Source organism: Streptomyces sp. NPDC052396, assembly GCF_044593195.1.
Taxonomy (GTDB): Bacteria; Actinomycetota; Actinomycetes; order Streptomycetales; family Streptomycetaceae; genus Streptomyces.
The window spans coordinates 309,889-328,096 of the sequence record NZ_JBIUAW010000002.1 but is presented as its reverse complement, the minus strand read 5'-3'; the positions used below and the strand labels follow the sequence as shown (position 1 = coordinate 328,096).

Sequence of the window (18,208 nt, the reverse complement as noted above, 5' to 3'; positions counted from 1 at the left end):
GCCTCCCCGGCCGACCGCACCCCCTGCCACCTGCGATTTCTCCGCAATCGACAGGATGTGCGGCGGACGGTACCGGGTGTGGATGCTGTGGCGGAAGTCTCAGGAGGTCACGGGGAGGACTCGGCAAGATCACAAACGGAGCCGGGAAAACGCGGAACCTCCCCTTCACCAGTGGCGAAGGGGAGGTTCCGGAGCCGGATCGGCGTCAGTCGTTGCCGTTGCCCGGTGCGGGCGCCGTCTTGGCGATCTGCATCAGGAACTCGGCGTTGGACTTGGTCTGCTTCATCTTGTCCAGCAGCAGCTCGATGGCCTGCTGCTGGTCCAGGGCGTGCAGCACCCGGCGGAGCTTCCAGACGATGGACAGCTCCTCGCTGCCCAGCAGGATCTCCTCCTTGCGGGTGCTGGAGGCATCCACATCCACGGCCGGGAAGATGCGCTTGTCCGAGAGCTTCCGGTCGAGCTTGAGCTCCATGTTGCCGGTGCCCTTGAACTCCTCGAAGATCACCTCGTCCATCCGCGAGCCGGTCTCGACCAGCGCGGTGGCCAGGATGGTCAGCGAGCCGCCGTCCTCGATGTTGCGCGCCGCACCGAAGAACTTCTTCGGCGGGTAGAGCGCGGTGGAGTCCACACCACCGGACAGGATGCGCCCGGAGGCCGGGGCGGCCAGGTTGTAGGCGCGGCCCAGGCGGGTGATGGAGTCCAGCAGGACGACCACGTCGTGGCCCAGCTCCACCAGGCGCTTGGCGCGCTCGATGGCCAGCTCGGCGACGGTGGTGTGGTCCTCGGCCGGGCGGTCGAAGGTCGAGGAGATGACCTCGCCCTTGACCGACCGCTGCATGTCGGTGACCTCTTCCGGACGCTCGTCGACCAGGACGACCATCAGGTGGCACTCGGGGTTGTTGACGGTGATCGAGTTGGCGATCGCCTGCATGATCATGGTCTTGCCGGTCTTCGGCGGGGCCACGATCAGACCGCGCTGGCCCTTGCCGATGGGGGCGACCAGATCGATGATCCGGGTCGTCAGCACGCCCGGGTCGGTCTCCAACCGCAGCCTGTCCTGCGGGTAGAGCGGGGTGAGCTTGTTGAACTCCGGGCGGCCGCGGCCGGTTTCGGGCGCCATGCCGTTCACCGAGTCAAGCCGGACAAGGGCGTTGAACTTCTCGCGCCGCTCGCCGTCCTTGGGCTGCCGCACCGCGCCGGTGACGTGGTCACCCTTGCGCAGGCCGTTCTTGCGGACCTGGGCCAGCGAGACATAGACGTCGTTGGGGCCCGGCAGGTAGCCGGAGGTCCGGATGAAGGCGTAGTTGTCGAGGATGTCCAGGATGCCGGCGACCGGGATCAGGACGTCGTCCTCGGACACCTGCGGCTCGCCGGCGAACTCCTCACGGCCCCGGCGGCCCCGGCGGTCGCGGTAACGGCCGCGACGGCCACGGCGGCCGCTGCCGTCGTCGTCGAACTCGTCCTGCGGACCGCCCTGGGGGCGCTGCTGACGGCCGCCCTGCTGGGCACCGTCCTCACCACGGCCACGCCCGCCACGGCCGTCACGGTCGCGCTGGCCGCGCTCACGGCGCTCGCCCTTCTGCGCCCGCTCGCCGCGCTCCTGGCGCTCGCCCTTGGCGCCGCGGCCCTCGGCGGCGTCCGCCGCGGCCTCGGCCGGCTTCTCCGAGGTCAGCACCTCGGTACGGGCCTCACCGCGCGCCTCGGCGGAGGGGGCACCTCCCTGCTCGAGCGAAGCCGAGAGCTTGGGGGAGGGCTCGGGGCTGCCGCTGGGCGCGGTGGCCCGGCGACGGCGGCGCTCGCCACCGGCCGAGGCCTCGTCCCCGCCGGGCTGGCCCGGAATCTCGATCTGCTGCTGGGCGGGCGCCGGCTCGGCGGCCGCCTTGGCGGTGTCCGCCGCGGACTCCGCCAGCCGGGTCCGGGAGGTGGCCCGCCGCTTGGGCTTGGCCTCGGCGGCCTCGGCCGGCGCGGCGGCGGCCTTGGCGGACGAGCCGGAGCCGGCCGTCTGCCTCTCCTTGATGACCTCGATCAGCTGGCCTTTGCGCATCCGCGCGGTGCCCTTGATGCCAAGGCTGGAGGCGAGCTGCTGGAGCTCGGCCAGGACCATGGCGTCGAGGCCCGTACCCGAGCGTCGCCGCCTGGGGGCGGTGGAAGCACCGGTGGCAGGCGCGGCGGGAGCGTCCGTGGCGGGCGCGGCGGCATCGGAGGTGCCGGTGGCGTTCACGCCCATCAGATCGGTGGTGTCGCTCACGAAGGGGTCCTTCCCTGGAGCGGGCGTCGGCCTGTCTGGCTCGGCGACCGGTTGTGCTGTCCGGCTGCGGTCCTGTGCGCGACCGGCCGGGGCGGTGGTCCGCCGCGGTCATCACGGCGGAAGAAATCAGTGCATTGGTGCCGACGTAAAGGAATCAGTGAAAGACAAGACGCGTCGCTTCACTCATGTCGCTCACGCCGATTCCGGAGCGTGCTCGAATCTGCTCAGGCAGTCTGGGAGGCTCCCGGAAGAAAAGCGGTCCCTGATCGGGACACGGAGCACCGAGCCGATGTGGCTTCGGGTGCAGACTTGAGGTTAACACTACCGGATCCCACAAACATTCCCCCTCTCAAAGACCGGCAACCGCGTTTTCGCGGGTCCGGGGTGTGGCCCCCGGCCGCCCGTTGTCAGGCGAGCGGCAGCACGCTCGTCCCCCCGGCGTCGAGGGCCAGCCGGTTGGCCGCCCACCCCTCGCCCGCCAGCCGTGCGACCTTGTCGGCCGCACTGTCCTCGACCAGCGCGAGCACCGTGGGGCCCGCGCCGGATACGACCGCGGCGATACCGTCCGCGCGCAGTCGCTGCATCAGGGCCAGGCTCTCCGGCATGGCCGGAGTGCGGTACTCCTGGTGGAGCCGGTCCTCGGTGGCCGCCAGCAGCAGCTCGGGACGCCTGGTCATGGCCTCCACCAGCAGCGCCGCCCGTCCGGCGTTGACCGCCGCGTCCACATGGGGGACGGTGCGCGGCAACAGCCCCCGGGCGGTCTCGGTGGACACCGGCCGGGACGGAACGAAGACCACCGGAACGATGGAATCGGCCGGGTCCATCCGAATGGCCCGGGCCGCCCCCGCGTCCATCCAGGCCAGCGTGAAACCACCGAGCAGACACGCCGCGACGTTGTCCGGATGGCCCTCGATCTCGGTGGCCAGCTCCAGCATCGCCGTGTCGTCGAGCCGCTCGGCGCCGCCTATGGTCACCGCCCGGGCCGCCATGATCCCGGCGCAGATCGCGGCCGCCGAGGAGCCCAGGCCCCGGCCGTGCGGAATGCGGTTGGCACACACCAGCTCCAGCCCGCGCGGCTGCCCGCCCAGCAGGTCGAAGGTGGTGCGCAGGGACCGTACGAGCAGATGCGTCTCGTCGCGCGGCAGGGTGTCGGCACCCTCACCGGCGATGTCGATGTGCAGGCCGGACTCGGCGACCCGGACCACGACATCGTCGTAAAGGCCCAGGGACAGACCGAGGGCGTCGAAGCCGGGACCGAGGTTGGCGCTGGTGGCAGGGGTGCGCACTCGGACGGCGGCGGCGCGGAAGGCGGGACCGGCCATCGTTCGATGACTCTCCTTGGTGTTGCCTTGGCAGGACGTGCGACATCCGCAAGGGCCGCGACGGCAAGGCCGCGTGGAGTGCGGCTCGGTCAGCGACGGGGCGGAGTGAGGACAGCCTATCGAAGGAAGGTTCTGTGGCGACATAGGGCGCACAGGAGGCGCGCGATGCGTGTCGCACGCCAACCTGTGCTTCCACTGTGGATTTGACCCGAGTTCCGGCGTATTGCCCGGGACTTGTCCCGGTGCGGGCCCGCGCCGGTGCGGGCCCGTAGGGCTACGGAATCAGACCAGGCCGAGCCGTTGGGCGGCCACCGCCGCGTCCACCGGCACCGTCACCGGCTGCGGAGCGCCCGCCACCGCCCAGTCCGGGTCCTTGAGGCCATTGCCGGTGACCGTGCAGACGATCCGCTGGCCCGGGTCGACCTTGCCCTCCTCGGCGGCCTTGAGCAGGCCGGCCACACTGGCGGCCGAGGCGGGCTCCACAAAGACGCCCTCCTGTGCGGCCAACAGCCGGTAGGCGGCCAGGATCTGGCGATCCGTCACCTCATCGATGTGTCCGCCCGATTCGTCCCGCGCCTGCTCGGCGAACCGCCAGGAGGCGGGGTTGCCGATGCGAATGGCGGTGGCGATGGTGTGCGGGTCCTTCACCGGCTCACCGCGCACAATGGGCGCCGAGCCGGATGCCTGGTAGCCCCACATCCGGGGGGTACGGGCGGCGATGCCATCGGCGGCGTACTCCCGGTAGCCCTTCCAATAGGCCGTGATGTTCCCCGCGTTGCCCACCGGCAGCACATGGATGTCGGGGGCGTCGCCGAGGGCGTCCACAATCTCGAAGGCGGCGGTCTTCTGGCCCTCGATACGTACCGGGTTGACCGAATTGACCAGCGCCACCGGGTAGTTATCGGACAGCGAACGGGCCAGCGTCAGACAGTCGTCGAAGTTGCCGTCCACCTGGAGGATGCGGGCGCCGTGCACCAGCGCCTGGCCCATCTTGCCCAGCGCGATCTTGCCCTCGGGCACCAGCACCGCGCAGACCATCCCGGCGCGCACCGCATAGGCCGCCGCGGAGGCCGAGGTGTTGCCGGTGGAGGCGCAGATGACCGCCTTGGCACCCTCCTCCTTGGCCCGGGTGATGGCCATGGTCATCCCGCGGTCCTTGAAGGAACCGGTGGGGTTGGCGCCCTCCACCTTGAGGTGCACCTCACAACCGGTGCGCTCGGAGAGCACCTGGGCGGGCACCAGCGGGGTGCCGCCCTCGCGCAGGGTGACCACCTCGGTGGTGTCCTTCACGGGCAGCCGGTCGCGGTACTCCTCGATGATGCCGCGCCACTGACGGGTGGTCTTGCTCGCAGACATGCCTTCCCTCACTCCCCTACTCGCCCTCGACCCGCATCATGCTCGCCACTCCGCGCACCGTGTCCAGCCGGCGCAGCGCCGCCACCGTGGCGGACAGCGCGGCGTCGGTGGCCCGGTGGGTGACCACCACCAGCGAGGCGCCCGCCCGTCGCCCACCACCACCCTTGCCGGAGGCGACTTCGTCGCCGCCCCCCTCACTGTCCTTGCCCTGCTGGCGAACGGTGTCGATGGACACCCCATGCTCGGCGAAGACCATGGCCACCTGGGCCAGTACGCCCGGTTTGTCGGCCACATCCAGGCTGATGTGGTAGCGGGTGACCACCTCGCCCATCGGGCTCACCGGCAGCCGGGTGTACGCCGACTCACCGGGGCCGGTGGACTCCGCGAGCTTGTTGCGGCAGACCGCCACCAGGTCGCCGAGCACCGCCGAGGCGGTCGGCGAGCCACCGGCGCCTGGGCCGTAGAACATCAGCCGGCCGGCGGCCTCCGCCTCCACGAACACCGCGTTGTACGCCTCGCGCACCGAGGCCAGCGGATGGCTGAGCGGGATCATCGCCGGGTGCACCCGGGCGGTGACCGACTTGCCGTCGGCGGCCCGCTCGCAGATGGCCAGCAGCTTGATGGTGCAGCCCATCTGCTTCGCGGACGCGAAGTCGGCCGCGGTGACCTCCGTCATGCCCTCGCGATGGACGTCATCCAGCCGTACCCGGGTGTGGAAGGCGATTCCGGCCAGGATGGCGGCCTTGGCGGCCGCGTCGAAGCCCTCCACATCGGCGGTCGGGTCGGCCTCGGCGTAGCCCAGCGCGGTGGCCTCGTCCAGCGCCTCCGAGTAGCCCGCGCCGCTGGAGTCCATCCGGTCCAGGATGAAGTTGGTGGTGCCGTTGACAATGCCCAGCACCCGGTTGACCTTGTCCCCGGCCAGCGACTCGCGCAGCGGCCGGATCAGCGGGATGGCGCCGGCCACCGCGGCCTCGTAGTAGAGGTCCACGCCCTTGGCCTCGGCGGCCGCGTGCAGCGCGGCGCCGTCCTGGGCCAGCAGCGCCTTGTTGGCGGAGACCACGCCGGCGCCATGCTCAAAGGCGGTGGTGATCAGCGTCCGGGCGGGCTCCACACCGCCGATCACCTCCACCACCACATCGATGTCCCCGCGTTTGACCAGCTCGGTGGCGTCGGTGGTGATCAGTTCCTGGGGCACCCCGGCGCGTACCCGGCCCGGCCGGCGCACGGCGATGCCGGCCAGCTCCACCGGAGCGCCGATCCGCGCCGTGAGGTCGTCCGCATGCGTCGTCATGATGCGCGCCACCTCGGAGCCGACCACTCCACAGCCCAGCAGCGCCACCTTCAGCGGACGCTCACGCATCATCCGACCTCGATTCCTTTGCACATTGTTGGTCCACACCAGTCTCACTCACCGGACGGGGGTTTCCCCCCGCCGTCCAGCATCCGAGATGGGATTTTTCATGTTTCGCGCGGTGGCCGCCGTCAGCCGACATCCAGCCGGAACAGGTCCTCCTCGGTCTCCCGGCGGACGATCACCCGGGCCGCGCCGTCCTTGACCGCCACCACCGGCGGGCGCAGCGCATGGTTGTAATTGCTCGCCATGGAGCGGCAGTAGGCGCCGGTGGCGGGCACTGCCAGCAGGTCGCCCGGCGCCAGGTCGGCGGGCAGATAGGCGTCCCGCACCACGATGTCGCCGGACTCGCAGTGCTTGCCGACCACCCGGGAGAGCATCGGCTCGGCGGTGGAGGTGCGGGAGACCAGGGCCACCGAGTACTCGGCGTCATAGAGGGCGGTGCGGATGTTGTCCGACATGCCGCCGTCCACGCTCACATAGGTGCGCAGGCCCGGCAGTTCCTTGACGGTGCCCACCTCGTAGAGGGTGAAGGCGGTCGGGCCCACGATGGCCCGCCCGGGCTCCACCGACAGCCGGGGCACGGCCAGCCCCGCCGCCCCGCACTCCCGCCCGACGATCTCGCGCAGCGCCCGGGCGATCTCGGCGGGCTCGCGCGGGTCGTCGTCCGAGGTGTACGCGATGCCCAGGCCGCCGCCCAGGTCGATCTCGGGAAGCTCCACACCATGCTCGTCGCGCACCTGCTTCAGCAGCCCCACCACCCGGTGCGCCGCCACCTCGAAGCCGGAGGTGTCGAAGATCTGGGAGCCGATGTGCGAGTGGATGCCGACCAGTTCCAGGCCGTCCAGCTTCAGTGCCCGCCGCACCGCCTCCGCGGCCTGGCCGCCGGCCAGCGGGAGCCCGAACTTCTGGTCCTCGTGGGCGGTGGCGATGAACTCATGGGTGTGCGCCTCGACGCCCACCGTCACCCGGATCTGCACCCGCTGCCGCTTGCCCAGCCGCTCGGCGATGTGTGCCACCCGCACGATCTCCTGGAAGGAGTCCACCACGATCCGGCCGACGCCGGCCGTGACGGCCCGGGTGATCTCCTCGGTGGACTTGTTGTTGCCGTGCAGCGCGATCCGCTCGGCGGGCATGCCGGCGTCCAGTGCGGTGGCCAGCTCACCGCCGGAGCAGACATCCAGGTTGAGTCCCTCCTCGGCGAGCCAGCGCACGATGGCCCGGGACAGGAACGCCTTGCCCGCGTAGAAGACGTCGGCGTCCTCGCCGAAGGCCGTCTTCCAGGCGCGGCAGCGGGCGCGGAAGTCGTCCTCGTCCAGGAAGTAGGCGGGCGTGCCGAACTCCTCGGCCAGCCGCTTGACGTCGATCCCGGCGACGGTGGCCACGCCGTCGGCGTTGCGCCCGACGGTGCGCGACCAGACGCGCGGGTCAAGGGAGTTGAGGTCGGCGGGCGGGGCCGAGTAGCCGCCCTCCGGCAGTACATCGGCGTAACGGGGCCCGGCGGGGTGGGCGGAGCGGCTCATGACTCTGATCTCCTCAGAGGTGTGCGGGTGCGGTGATGCCGAGCTGGGTCAGGCCGTCGGCCAGCACCTTGCCCGTGGCCTCGGCGAGGGCCAGTCGGGCGCGGTGGACGGCCGAGGGTTTCTCGTCCCCGCGGGGCAGCGTGGGACAGCTCGCCTGCCAGCGCAGAAAGGCTTCGGCGAGCCGTTCCAGGTGCCGGGCGAGCCGGTCGGGGTCCCGGGCGCCGGCGATCCTTCGGTGTTCGGTGAGTTCGGCGAGCAGTCCGGCACCGCCCTCCCCGAAGTCCTCGTCCCCCTCGGCCACTTGGGGCCCGAAGCCCAGGTCCCCGGCATTGCGCAGCAGGGCCCGGCAGCGCGCGTGCGCATAGCGCACCCGGAACAGGGGGTTGCTCTCCCGCTGCACCAGCAGCAGCCCGCGGTCCGCCCCCGGCGGGGTGACCAGGCTCCAGCGGGCCGCGTCCTCCCCCAGCCGCCGTACCGACTCCGCCGCCGGCCGCAGCGGGAACGGTTCCGTCCGCTCGTCCGCCGCCAGCAGTTCCCGTACCAGCCGGCCGTGCGACGGCCCGTCCAATGTGATGTTCAGGAACCCCGGCCCGGCGATCTCCACCACGGCGATGCCCGGCTGCGCGACCAGCCGGCGCCGCAGCAGCTCGGCGACCTCCAGCGCCGGGCGTCCGCTCTCCTTGGCCAGCCGCAGCGCCACATTGGTGGCGTAGTGACCGCACCCCTCGTGCGGCGGAACCCGCACTCCGGCCCGGTCCGGCACGGCGGCGCTCAGCTCATCGGCCTCGACGGCGCACCGCACGGTGTGCAACACGGTGCGGGAGAGATCGGCGGGGGTCACGAGCCCAAGCCTAGGGGAGAAAGATGAGCAGCCCGTGAACAGGTTTCCCCCGGGCCACGCCCCCGCTATCCGGTGGGCCGCACCACCGGCTCCGCATCCCCCGCGGCGGACGTCTCCTCCCCCTCTCCCCCGGGACGCCGCATCAGTCTCCGCACCAGCCGGACCATCTCCGCCGGCTCGAAGGGCTTGGCCAGAAAGGCATCCACCCCCGACGCACGACCGCCGTCCAGCTCCAGCTGGGTGCAGGCACTGATGATGGCGATCGGTATCTCCCGCGTCCGCGCATCGGCCCGCAGCCGCGCGGCCGTGCGCAGTCCGTCGAGCCGGGGCATGACGAAGTCCAGCGTCACCACATCGGGACGGACCCGGTGGACGATCTCCAGGCACTCGGCACCATCGGCCGCGGTCACCACCTCAAAGCCCTCGAGCTCGAGGTTGACCCTGATCAACTGCCGGATGACCCGGTTGTCATCGACAACCAGCACCCGGCCGGACAACCCAGGCACAACCCGAGAGTAGGCGCGCCCGCCGCACCGCGTCCGGCGTTTCCCCACTTCCACCCCACCCGAGCGAGCCGGCCCCCGGTACTCGTTTCTGATCACCCACCCGGAGCTGGTAGTGTTCATCTCGTCGCCGCGGGAACAACGCAGAACGCGGACGAGACGCCCCCGTAGCTCAGGGGATAGAGCAACGGCCTCCGGAGCCGTGTGCGCAGGTTCGAATCCTGCCGGGGGCACTTCGATTGAAGTGCCGGAAGACCCCGCCATCAGCGAGATCGCTGAGTGCGGGGTCTTTGCGTATGCAGGAGCAGGCCGCGGCCATCCGGCCCCTACCCCCGGCGGCCATGGACGCTCATGGGTCAGGCCCGGTTGGGCAAGGTCCGCCATTCCTGCCACGAGATGTCGTGACCGATGTACCGCGGTTGCCTGAACGGCCACTCCTCCGCGATCCATGACGGAACGAGTGCGTCCAGGGCCTCGTTCAGGCTGCTGCCCACGCGGTCGTCCACGACCCACCACGAGATCTCGGCGTCAGCGCCGGTCTTGCCGGCGGGGTCGATGTAGACGCAGCCGAGAAGGGCCGTGCCCCCGTCATCGAGAAGCGCGTAGTTGAAGGAGAGGTGCGCGGCGATCTCTCGTTCGTGGCGGATCAGGTCCTTCTGGTTCTCCTCGAACGTCATGGTCTCCCTCGGCCACCCCCAGTCCTCGCCATAGAGGGACCACAGGCGCTGCCGGGATCCCATCACGGCCCGGTAGTCGAGGTGGGCATCGCCTCCGGTGACCGGGCGCAGGTGGTAGCCGCCGCCGGGCAGCGGCACATGGGTGGGGTGAGCGAAGTCTTCGGGAAGCCAGGACATGGGCCGAAACCTAATGTCCGTTCCGGTCGCCCGGCGATTCGATATGTCACCTGCAGCGGGGCGCGCGCCCCGCACTCTCCACGTGAGGTCCGACTCACCGCACCGAGTGACCGCGGAAGATCACCGGCCCTGCGGGCCTTGCGGGGACAGACGCATCGGGGCCCTTTCGATCACTGTCCGGCCCGGCCCGATCAGGACGTGGTCAGTGCAGGTCAGCGAAGCGTGTAAGCTTGTTCCCGTGCTGAGCGGCCGGGAGAAATTCCTGCCGGTAAGCCAGGCGCTCGTAGCTTAACGGATAGAGCACTTGACTACGGATCAAGAGGTTGCAGGTTCGAATCCTGCCGAGCGCACCACCAGCCGGAGGCCCTGTCGAGCAATCGACAGGGCCTCCGGCTTTTCGGTCACTCCCAACACGGCCTTCCGCGGCTCCGCTTGAGCGCACATGCCATGCGAAGCGCGCACAATTCGCCGCCGCCCGCCGGTTCCGCTCTGCCCGGTCTCCGGCGTCGGTTTAACGCCAATGGGCCACCAAGCCCTGGCCAACCGCTTCCGGCCGCGCATAGGGTGACTGGCCGCCCCGTTCACCTGGTACATGAATGCGGAGGTGCGGGGCATGGGGGCGAGCGAGCGCCAGGGGGAAGGAATGGCCAAGGAATTCCCGGTCGGGAAGTCCATCGCCGGGGCCGTCCTGCTGACTCTGGGGACCGTGGTGGCGACGCTGCTGTGCCTGATGTTCTCGACGGGCGGTGACCAGGTGGTCCGGCGGGAGGCACTGTTCGGAGCGCTGTTCTTCGAGACGGAGAGAAAGAGCGGCGGAGCGGTGGGCGCCACCATGGGGGTGGCGAATCCCATGGCGCTGATCGCCGTGTTCCTGGTGTTCGCCGTCCCTTTGGTGGCAATCCGGTTTGCCTGCCGGGAGTTGACGCGACGTCGGTGAGCAGTCCGGCGGGGGGACTAAGTCCGGTGCGTGGGCCGAGGGTTATGGACCGGGGCCGCCCCCGGAGCAACAACTGGTATGGCCACCCGTTAAGTTGCCCCCGTGACCGACTTCGAAGCCACCCATGACGCCGCCGAGCGGATCGGCAGCCGTATCGACACCAGCCGGGCGCACACGGCCCGCATCTGGAACTACTGGCTGGGCGGTAAGGACAACTATCCGGTGGATGCCGCCGCCGGTGAGGGGATACGGCAACTGCACCCGGGGATCGGGGAGTACGCCCGGGCCGACCGGGCGTTCCTGGGGCGGGCGGTGCGGTACCTGGCGGGGGAGGTGGGGATCCGGCAGTTCCTGGACATCGGGACCGGGCTGCCCACCGCGGACAACACCCATGAGGTCGCCCAGCGGGTGGCCCCGGAGTCCCGGGTGGTGTACGTGGACAACGATCCGCTGGTGCTGGCGCACGCCCGGGCCCTGCTGACCAGTACGCCCCAGGGGATGACCGATTACCTGGACGCCGATCTGCGGGATGTGGACCACATCCTCCACCATGCCGCCAGGACGCTGGACTTGAGCCGGCCGGTGGCGCTGATGCTGCTGGGCGTGGTGATTTTCGTGGAGGAGGACGCGGAGGCGTACGGCGTGGTGCGCCGGCTGCTGGACGCGCTGGCGCCGGGCAGCCATCTGGTGCTCTCGCACACCATCACCGCTCCGGGGATGGACGATGTGGACGCGGCGGTGGCCTTCTGGAACGAGAACGGCACCCCCAGGCTCACCCAGCGCACCCCCGCCGCGGTCGAGCGCTTCTTCGACGGACTGCGGTTGCTGGAGCCCGGTGTGGTGTCGTGTGCGCGCTGGCGGGTGGGGGCGGCCGAGGCGGGTGAGCCGGACGTGGCCATGTACGGGGGCGTGGGGCGCAAGTAGTGGGGGTGGAACGGGAGATCAGATCTTGGGGAAGCTGAAGCCATAGCCCTGCTGCTTCAGCCAGGGAAGCGTTTCGTCAAGCGCGGCCATGGTCTGCGAGCGGTTTCCGCCGCCGTCGTGGAAGAGGATGGTGGGGCCGTTGTGCAGTTCGCGCTTGACGTTGGACTCGATACGCGCGACTCCCGGGCGCCGCCAGTCATTGGAGTCCACCTGCCAGCCCAGCGGCCGCATGCCGTGCTCGGCGGCCAGCTTGCGGCTGTAGGGGGTGAAGGCACCGCCCGGCGCCCGGTAGTACTGCACCCGGGCACCGTCCCCGGCCGCGTCCTGAATCATCTTCAGGGCGTCCAGGACCTGGTGCTTCTGGTAGTCCTCGGGTCGCTTGTCCATCGCGGTGTTGTGGTCCACGGAGTGGTCGCACAGCCGGTGGCCCTCGGCGACCACCTTCTTGACCAGGTCCGGATACTCCTTGGCCCGCGGCCCTATCATGCAGAAGGTCGCCTTGGCGCCGTTCTTCCTGAGCAGTTCCAGGACCTTGGGCGTCCAGACCGGGTCGGGGCCGTCGTCAATGGTGATGTTGACGACCTTGCCCTCGGTCTCGCTGTCGTGGGAGATCTCGTCCGAGACCGGGCCCGCGTTGGCGGGCGCCTCCGGGTCGGCGGCCTTGCCCCGCTCGCGGGGGGCCTTGCCCGGTGCGCCGACCGCCACCCGGCCCTGGGAGCCTTCGTCGGAGTCCTGGGTCGCCATGGCCACGGAACCCCCTATCACCGCGGCGAGCGCCAGCGCGGCCCCCGCCGCCACCGCGATGTGCCGCCTCCGCCCGTGAAGTTCAGCCATGAACGATCCACTCCCTCGCGCCTGCCTGTCCTTGTTCTCCCCGCGAAGACGTCCTTGTACCGCAAGGCGTTCCGTTATGCGCCACAGCTCACAAAACGGTGACAAAGCAGGCGCCAACTGCGTGAAAAGTCCTTAAATGCTCCGCAGTTATCCCGGGTTCCTCACTCTTCCGCTTCGCCCGCCTCCCCTTCGGCGATGGTCCGGGCCACCTCGGCGGTCCGGGCCGCCTCCTCCGCGCGGAAGCGTTCGGCGTCCAACTGTTCGGCCAATTCCTCGTCCTGGGCCATCAGCAGGTCGAGGCTGGCGTCGCCCAGTTCGAACACCCCCATGTCCACATAGGCCTGCTGGAGCCGTTCGCCCCACAGACCAATGTCCTTCACACAGGGCACGATACGGCTGAACAGCAACTTCCGGAAAACCTGGAGGAATTGCGAGCGCTCGCTCAGTTCGCCGGCCTCGGCCGCCGGGATCCCGAAGTTGGTGAGCACCTCCTCGCCCCGCAGCCGGTCCCGCATCAGATAGCAGCCCTCGATGACGAACTCCTCGCGCTCGCGCAGTTCGGCGTCGGTCAGCTGCCGGTAGTAGTCGCGCAGTGCCAGGCGGCCGAAGGCGACATGGCGGGCCTCGTCCTGCATCACATAAGTGAGGATCTGCTTGGGCAGCGGCTTGTCGGTGGTGTCCCGCAGCATGCCGAAGGCGGCCAGCGCCAGGCCCTCGATCAGCACCTGCATGCCCAGATAGGGCATGTCCCAGCGGGAGTCGCGCAGGGTGTCGCCCAGCAGCGCCCGCAGATTGTCGTTTATCGGGTAGAGCAGGCCGATCTTGTCGTGCAGAAAGCGGCTGTAGATCTCCACATGCCGGGCCTCGTCCATGGCCTGGGTCGCCGAGTAGAACTTGGCGTCCACATCCGGCACCGACTCCACGATGCGGCTGGCGCACACCAGCGCGCCCTGTTCTCCGTGCAGGAACTGGCTGAACTGCCAGGAGGCGAAGTGCCGGCGCAGCTCGCGCTTGTCGGCGTCGGTCATCAGGTCCCAGTAACGGGTTCCGTACACCGTGAGGTTCTCGTCGGGCACGCCCAGCGGGTCATCGGGATCGACCTCAAGGTCCCAGTCCAGCCGCTTGTTGGCGTCCCACTGCTTGTCCTTGCCCTTCTGGTACAGCGCGAGGAGCCGCTCCCGGCCGTCCTCGTACTCCCAGCCGAAGCGGGCCGCACCGGTGGCCGGCACCTCCCACCCTGGCTCTGTCGGCTTGGCGTAGAGCTGCCGGGTCGTCATCGATGCCTCCGTTCATCACACCGCACCGCTGCTTGGCAGGCTCACACGCGGTTACCCCCGGGTCAATGAGCCGTCAGCAACTCGTGTCGCACCGGCGCTTGGGGATTGACGCGCTTGCTGACAAGCAGTCTCATAAGCAGGTGTACCCCGGTACCGAGGTACCTCAGTCCTGGAAACGGGATCAGTCCTGGAAAACGAGATGGGAACCGCCATGGCCGACAGAGCGACCGCGACCCAGGGGCTCCGCGACGCGCTCGGCCCGCTCAGGGACCGCGAGCAGGTGGCCGAGCGACTGCTGGAGTCCTCCGCCGGACACTCCTTCGACCCGGACGCCGAACTGGACTGGGACGCCCCGCCGGTGGCGGGCAAGTGGTTCTGGCCGCCGGAGCTGGTCTCCCTCTACGACACCCCGCTCTGGCGCCGGATGCCCGAGGAGCAGCGCATGGAGCTGGCCCGCCATGAGGCCGCGGCGCTTGCCTCGCTGGGCATCTGGTTCGAGATCATCCTGATGCAGCTGCTGGTCCGGCACATCTACGACAAGCCCGTGACCAGCGCCCATGTCAGCTATGCGCTGACCGAGATCGCCGATGAGTGCCGCCACTCCAAGATGTTCGCCCGGATGATCCGGCACGGCGGCGCTCCCGCGTACCCGGTCTCCCGGCTGCACCACAACTTCGCCCGGGTGCTGAAGACCGTCTCCACCACGCCCGGTTCCTTCGCCTGCACCCTGCTCGGCGAGGAGATCCTGGACTATATGCAGCGCCTGACCTTCCCCGACGAGCGGGTGCAGCCGCTGGTGCGCGGCGTCACCCGGATCCATGTGGTGGAGGAGGCGCGGCACGTCCGCTACGCCCGGGAGGAGCTGCGCCGTCAGATGGCCACCTGCCCGCCCTGGGAGGCCCGGCTGACCCGGCTCAGCTCCGGCGAGGCGGCCCGGGTCTTCTCCATCGCCTTCGTCAACCCGGCCGTCTACACCAACGTCGGCCTGGACCGCCGGGAGGCCGTCGCCCAGGTCAGGGCCAGCGACCACCGCCGCGAGGTGATGCGGGCCGGGGCGAAGCGGCTGACCGGCTTCCTGGACGAGATAGGCGTGCTGCGGGGCACCGGCCGCCGGCTGTGGCGCAGTTCGGGCCTGCTGGCCTGAGCGGGCGCGTCCCGCGGACCGGGGCGGCGGCCTGGGTTCGCGCGTCCCGCGGACCGGGGCGGCGGCCTGGGTTCGCGCGTCCCACGCACGGGGGCGGCCGTCCCAAGTTCGCGCGCTCCGAGGCGCGCGCGCCGTGCGGGGCGACGTCCCGCGCCGCTCGCGCCTGCCGCCGCGCGCCGCCTGCGGCGGGCTCCCGGGCCCGGGGCCATGGCCTGCCCCGGACCGCGACCCCGCGCGCCGGATACCCTGCGGGCATGACCGGCAGCCCAACCGCCTCCTACCGCAGGCTCGGTGTCGCCGAGCGGCGCGCCCAGCTGATCGGTGCCGCGCTGGCCCTGTTCGCGCACCGCCCGCCGGAGGAGGTCTCGCTGGACGATGTGGCGGCCGCGGCGGATGTCTCCCGTCCGCTGGTCTACCGCTACTTCCCCGGCGGCAAGCCGCAGTTGTACGAGGCCGCGCTGCGCAGCGCCGCCGACGATCTCCAACTGTGCTTCGCCGAGCCGCAGTCCGGTCCGCTCAGCGGGCGGCTGACCGCTGCCCTGGACCGCTATCTGGCCTTTGTGGACGAACATGACACCGGCTTCGCCGCCCTGTTGCAGGGCGGCAGCGTGGTGGAGACCTCGCGCACCGGCGCCATCGTGGACGAGGTGCGCCGGGCGGCCGCGGCGCACATCCTGGCGCATCTGCAGGTGCCCGAGCCGGGGATACGGCTGCGGATGATGGTGCGCACCTGGATCACCGCGGTGGAGGGCGCCTCGCTGATCTGGCTGGACGAGCGCAAGAACCCGCCGCCCGGGGAGCTGCGGGACTGGCTGGTGGACCACTTTGTCTCCCTGCTGGTGACCACGGCCGCCGGGGACGAGCAGGCGGCCCGGGTGGTCCGGGCGGTGCTGGCCCAGGAGCCCGGCGACGGGCCGGTGGCCCGGCTGGCCGGCCGGGTGCTGCCGGTACTGGCCCAGGCGGAGCACCTGGTTCCGAAAGAGGCGCTGCCGGGAGCGGGGCCACCGGACGAGGCGCTGCCCCAACGGAAAGATCCGGAAGGGGTAATTCCGGAAGGGGCCGGACCTGACGGAGACTGGTCCCCGTGAGAAGCGAGGATGTGCCCTTTGTGGGCGGGCCGCTGGACGGCCGGGTGCTGCCGGTACTGCTGGGCGCGACCGGCCAGCCGCCGAAGATCTACCGGGTGCCGGTGCCCGATGACGCCGGCGGGCCGCCGACGGTCTATGTCTACCGCCGGGAAACCGCCGGCACCACACGCCGGCTGGGCCTGCCCAGGGGCTGGAAGTACACCTTCGACCCCGAGGGCGGGCCCGCCCAGGGCCTTCGCTGGCCCTGGTCGCGCCCGCGCGGGTGATTTCCCCCCGGCCGGGCGGGATGAGTACTACCGGGCCGGTCATCCTCCCTGCCTAGGAGGTGGACCCGTGTCCGGACGGCTGGCGCGCTCGCTGTGCACCCTGACGCTGCTGGTGGGCGTGGTGCTGACCCCGGTGCCGGGCGCGGCCGCGCGGCCGCAGGCGCAGCCGCCCGGGCAGCCGGTGAATGTGCTGCTGAGCCGGCTGCGCTCGCTGTACCGGCGGGCCGAGGCGGCGAACACCGGGTACCGCGGCGCCGACGCCGAACTGCGACGGCAGCGGGCCACGGCCACCCGGCTGGACGAGTCCCTGGCCAGGGCGCGCGTCAACCTGGCCAACGGCCGGGACGCGGTGGGCGCCGTGGCCCGCGAGCAGTACCGCTCCGGCGCCGGTACGCTCTCCCGGACCCTGGCCTTCCTGCTGGGCGGGGATGTACCGGCGTACGAGCGGTGGCGCGCCTACCAGTCCGCGGCCGACCGGCGGCTGGCGGCCGTCAACGGTCTCGCCGAGGACGAGCGGCACACGGCCGCCGAGGCCCGGCGGGCCCGGGAGGCGCTCAATGCCCAGCTGTCGCTGGCCACCGTCCGCAAGCGGCAGCGGGACACGGCACGCCGCCAGCTCGCCGAGGTGGAGCGCCGGCTGGCCGGGGTCAGCCGCACCGAACTCGCCGAGCTCCGGCGGCTGGAGCACACCGGGCAGTAGCGGCCACCGGTCGCGGTCACCTCCGGTCCGGGGTGATGTCCAGCGCCCGGCCGACCAGGGTGAGCAGGGACTCCACCACACTGATCCGTTTCCGGGCGTCCATCACCAGAACCGGTACCTGGTCGGTCAGCGAGAGCGCCTCCCGGACCTCCTCCGGTTCATAACGGGCCGTTCCCTCGAAGTGGTTGACCGAGACGATGTACGGCAGCCCGCTGCTCTCGAAGTAGTCCAGAGCCGGGAAGCACTCCTCCAGCCGCCGGGTGTCCACCAGCACCACCGCGCCGATCGCCCCGCGCACCAGGTCGTCCCACATAAACCAGAACCGTTTCTGGCCGGGCGTGCCGAACAGATAGAGGACCAGGTCGGTTTCGAGGGTGATGCGCCCGAAGTCCATCGCCACCGTGGTCAGTTCCTTCTCCGGCACGGCCGTGAGGTCATCCACCTCCTCACCGGCCACGGTCATCACCGCTTCGGTGCGCAGCGGGGTGATCTCGGAGACCGACCCCACAAAGGTGGTCTTGCCCACCCCGAAGCCCCCGGCGATGACGATCTTGGTGGCGGAGGGGGCGCGAGTCCGGTCGGTCTCCCAGCTCTGCGGCCGGTCCCGGCCGGCCGGGCCTGGCGATAACGTCTCAGAGCCTGCGAAGTCCACACTGCACCCTTTCGAGCAGCGCGCGGTCCGGCTGTCCGGTGCCGTGACCGGTGCCGTAGACGCGGATCCTTCCCTGGTCGGCCAGGTCGCTGAGCAGCACCCGCACCACGCCGAGCGGCATCCTCAGCAGGGCCGACACCTCGGCGACCGAGCGCAGCCGGCGGCACAGCCCGACGATGGCCCGTGACTCCGGCTGCACCCTGGTGGTGGGGACGCCCAGCGGCGGGGTGGCCTCCGCTTCGACGGCCGCGTCCAGCGCTCCGACGAAGCTCTCCACCAGCAGGACATGTCCGCAGTGGGTGCGCCCGCCGGTGAGCGAGTAGGGGCGCACCCGGGCGGTGCGACGGGCCCGGGCCCAGCGGTCGGCTTCGCCCGCGACGGAGAACAT

The 18,208-nt window shown here is 70.7% G+C and carries 18 protein-coding genes and 2 tRNA genes; 8 read left to right on the top strand and 12 right to left on the bottom strand.

Annotation, left to right across the window (positions count from 1 at the left end; translation table 11 throughout):
- Positions 1-205: 205 nt before the first annotated feature.
- The 7 genes from rho to ACIHFE_RS06515 all read right to left on the bottom strand — a co-directional run bounded on the left by rho (position 206) and on the right by ACIHFE_RS06515 (position 9,138).
- A complete protein-coding gene (gene rho / locus ACIHFE_RS06545; RefSeq protein WP_400104684.1) occupies positions 206-2,248 on the bottom strand; it encodes a transcription termination factor Rho in 2,043 nt (680 codons plus the stop codon).
- A gap of 407 nt (positions 2,249-2,655) precedes the next feature.
- A complete protein-coding gene (gene thrB, locus ACIHFE_RS06540) occupies positions 2,656-3,570 on the bottom strand; it encodes a homoserine kinase (RefSeq protein ID WP_400104683.1) in 915 nt (304 codons plus the stop codon).
- 282 nt (positions 3,571-3,852) lie between these two features.
- Complete coding sequence (gene thrC, locus ACIHFE_RS06535) at positions 3,853-4,926, bottom strand: threonine synthase (RefSeq protein ID WP_400104682.1); 1,074 nt, start codon at positions 4,924-4,926, stop codon at positions 3,853-3,855.
- 16 nt (positions 4,927-4,942) lie between these two features.
- The gene (locus ACIHFE_RS06530) at positions 4,943-6,289 is read right to left on the bottom strand and encodes a homoserine dehydrogenase (RefSeq protein WP_400104681.1); all 1,347 of its coding nucleotides are present in this window, start codon (positions 6,287-6,289) and stop codon (positions 4,943-4,945) included.
- 119 nt (positions 6,290-6,408) lie between these two features.
- Positions 6,409-7,800, bottom strand: a complete 1,392-nt coding sequence (gene lysA, locus ACIHFE_RS06525) for a diaminopimelate decarboxylase (protein WP_400104680.1) — start codon at positions 7,798-7,800, stop codon at positions 6,409-6,411.
- Positions 7,801-7,813: 13 nt separating this feature from the next.
- Complete coding sequence (gene nrtL, locus ACIHFE_RS06520; RefSeq protein WP_400104679.1) at positions 7,814-8,641, bottom strand: ArgS-related anticodon-binding protein NrtL; 828 nt, start codon at positions 8,639-8,641, stop codon at positions 7,814-7,816.
- A 65-nt stretch (positions 8,642-8,706) separates the two neighbouring features.
- A complete protein-coding gene (locus ACIHFE_RS06515) occupies positions 8,707-9,138 on the bottom strand; it encodes a PleD family two-component system response regulator (protein WP_400105025.1) in 432 nt (143 codons plus the stop codon).
- Positions 9,139-9,305: 167 nt separating this feature from the next.
- Between ACIHFE_RS06515 and ACIHFE_RS06510 the strand changes: the two genes are divergently transcribed.
- Positions 9,306-9,377: transfer RNA gene (locus ACIHFE_RS06510), tRNA-Arg, on the top strand.
- A gap of 123 nt (positions 9,378-9,500) precedes the next feature.
- Here the strand turns inward: ACIHFE_RS06510 and ACIHFE_RS06505 are convergent.
- Positions 9,501-9,998, bottom strand: a complete 498-nt coding sequence (locus tag ACIHFE_RS06505) for an N-acetyltransferase (protein WP_400104678.1) — start codon at positions 9,996-9,998, stop codon at positions 9,501-9,503.
- A gap of 277 nt (positions 9,999-10,275) precedes the next feature.
- Here ACIHFE_RS06505 and ACIHFE_RS06500 point away from each other — a divergent pair.
- From ACIHFE_RS06500 to ACIHFE_RS06490, 3 genes are all read left to right on the top strand, one after another.
- Positions 10,276-10,351 (top strand) — tRNA-Arg (locus ACIHFE_RS06500).
- Between the two features lie 260 nt (positions 10,352-10,611).
- Complete coding sequence (locus ACIHFE_RS06495; protein ID WP_400104677.1) at positions 10,612-10,935, top strand: hypothetical protein; 324 nt, start codon at positions 10,612-10,614, stop codon at positions 10,933-10,935.
- 102 nt (positions 10,936-11,037) lie between these two features.
- The gene (locus ACIHFE_RS06490; RefSeq protein ID WP_400104676.1) at positions 11,038-11,859 is read left to right on the top strand and encodes an SAM-dependent methyltransferase; all 822 of its coding nucleotides are present in this window, start codon (positions 11,038-11,040) and stop codon (positions 11,857-11,859) included.
- Positions 11,860-11,877: 18 nt separating this feature from the next.
- On the opposite strand, the gene ACIHFE_RS06485 is transcribed toward ACIHFE_RS06490, so the two are convergent.
- Together ACIHFE_RS06485 and ACIHFE_RS06480 are read right to left on the bottom strand one after the other, a co-directional pair.
- A complete protein-coding gene (locus ACIHFE_RS06485; protein WP_400104675.1) occupies positions 11,878-12,693 on the bottom strand; it encodes a polysaccharide deacetylase family protein in 816 nt (271 codons plus the stop codon).
- 161 nt (positions 12,694-12,854) lie between these two features.
- Positions 12,855-13,970, bottom strand: coding sequence for a ferritin-like domain-containing protein (locus tag ACIHFE_RS06480; protein ID WP_400104674.1), 1,116 nt, complete (start codon positions 13,968-13,970; stop codon positions 12,855-12,857).
- Between the two features lie 211 nt (positions 13,971-14,181).
- Here ACIHFE_RS06480 and ACIHFE_RS06475 point away from each other — a divergent pair, with 211 nt between their 5' ends.
- The 4 genes from ACIHFE_RS06475 (at position 14,182) to ACIHFE_RS06460 (ending at position 17,168) form a co-directional block, all read left to right on the top strand.
- Positions 14,182-15,114, top strand: a complete 933-nt coding sequence (locus tag ACIHFE_RS06475; protein ID WP_400104673.1) for a diiron oxygenase — start codon at positions 14,182-14,184, stop codon at positions 15,112-15,114.
- 254 nt (positions 15,115-15,368) lie between these two features.
- Complete coding sequence (locus ACIHFE_RS06470; RefSeq protein WP_400104672.1) at positions 15,369-16,202, top strand: TetR/AcrR family transcriptional regulator; 834 nt, start codon at positions 15,369-15,371, stop codon at positions 16,200-16,202.
- Entirely contained in the window at positions 16,199-16,468 is a 270-nt protein-coding gene (locus ACIHFE_RS06465) for a hypothetical protein (protein WP_400104671.1), read from the top strand. The genes ACIHFE_RS06470 and ACIHFE_RS06465 overlap by 4 nt, the downstream gene beginning before the upstream one ends.
- Positions 16,469-16,535: 67 nt before the next feature.
- Positions 16,536-17,168: a coiled-coil domain-containing protein gene (locus tag ACIHFE_RS06460; protein ID WP_400104670.1), complete on the top strand. Its 633-nt coding sequence runs from the start codon at positions 16,536-16,538 to the stop codon at positions 17,166-17,168.
- 16 nt (positions 17,169-17,184) lie between these two features.
- On the opposite strand, the gene ACIHFE_RS06455 is transcribed toward ACIHFE_RS06460, so the two are convergent.
- A complete protein-coding gene (locus tag ACIHFE_RS06455) occupies positions 17,185-17,820 on the bottom strand; it encodes a GTP-binding protein (RefSeq protein WP_400104669.1) in 636 nt (211 codons plus the stop codon).
- Positions 17,801-18,208 carry a DUF742 domain-containing protein gene (locus ACIHFE_RS06450; protein WP_400105024.1) on the bottom strand — a complete coding sequence of 136 codons (408 nt, stop codon included), beginning with the start codon at positions 18,206-18,208 and terminating at the stop codon, positions 17,801-17,803. The genes ACIHFE_RS06455 and ACIHFE_RS06450 overlap by 20 nt, the downstream gene beginning before the upstream one ends.

What these genes read in the sequence shown, in the direction of transcription:
- thrC (WP_400104682.1), bottom strand. Translation starts at nt 4,926, where the DNA reads ATGTCTGCGAGCAAGACCACCCGTCAGTGGCGCGGCATCATCGAGGAG.
- lysA (WP_400104680.1), bottom strand. Translation starts at nt 7,800, where the DNA reads ATGAGCCGCTCCGCCCACCCCGCCGGGCCCCGTTACGCCGATGTACTG.
- ACIHFE_RS06505 (WP_400104678.1), bottom strand. Translation starts at nt 9,998, where the DNA reads ATGTCCTGGCTTCCCGAAGACTTCGCTCACCCCACCCATGTGCCGCTG.
- ACIHFE_RS06470 (WP_400104672.1), top strand. Translation starts at nt 15,369, where the DNA reads ATGACCGGCAGCCCAACCGCCTCCTACCGCAGGCTCGGTGTCGCCGAG.
- ACIHFE_RS06450 (WP_400105024.1), bottom strand. Translation starts at nt 18,208, where the DNA reads ATGTTCTCCGTCGCGGGCGAAGCCGACCGCTGGGCCCGGGCCCGTCGC.
- ACIHFE_RS06495 (WP_400104677.1), top strand. Translation starts at nt 10,612, where the DNA reads ATGGGGGCGAGCGAGCGCCAGGGGGAAGGAATGGCCAAGGAATTCCCG.
- ACIHFE_RS06485 (WP_400104675.1), bottom strand. Translation starts at nt 12,693, where the DNA reads ATGGCTGAACTTCACGGGCGGAGGCGGCACATCGCGGTGGCGGCGGGG.
- ACIHFE_RS06475 (WP_400104673.1), top strand. Translation starts at nt 14,182, where the DNA reads ATGGCCGACAGAGCGACCGCGACCCAGGGGCTCCGCGACGCGCTCGGC.
- ACIHFE_RS06480 (WP_400104674.1), bottom strand. Translation starts at nt 13,970, where the DNA reads ATGACGACCCGGCAGCTCTACGCCAAGCCGACAGAGCCAGGGTGGGAG.
- ACIHFE_RS06530 (WP_400104681.1), bottom strand. Translation starts at nt 6,289, where the DNA reads ATGATGCGTGAGCGTCCGCTGAAGGTGGCGCTGCTGGGCTGTGGAGTG.
- thrB (WP_400104683.1), bottom strand. Translation starts at nt 3,570, where the DNA reads ATGGCCGGTCCCGCCTTCCGCGCCGCCGCCGTCCGAGTGCGCACCCCT.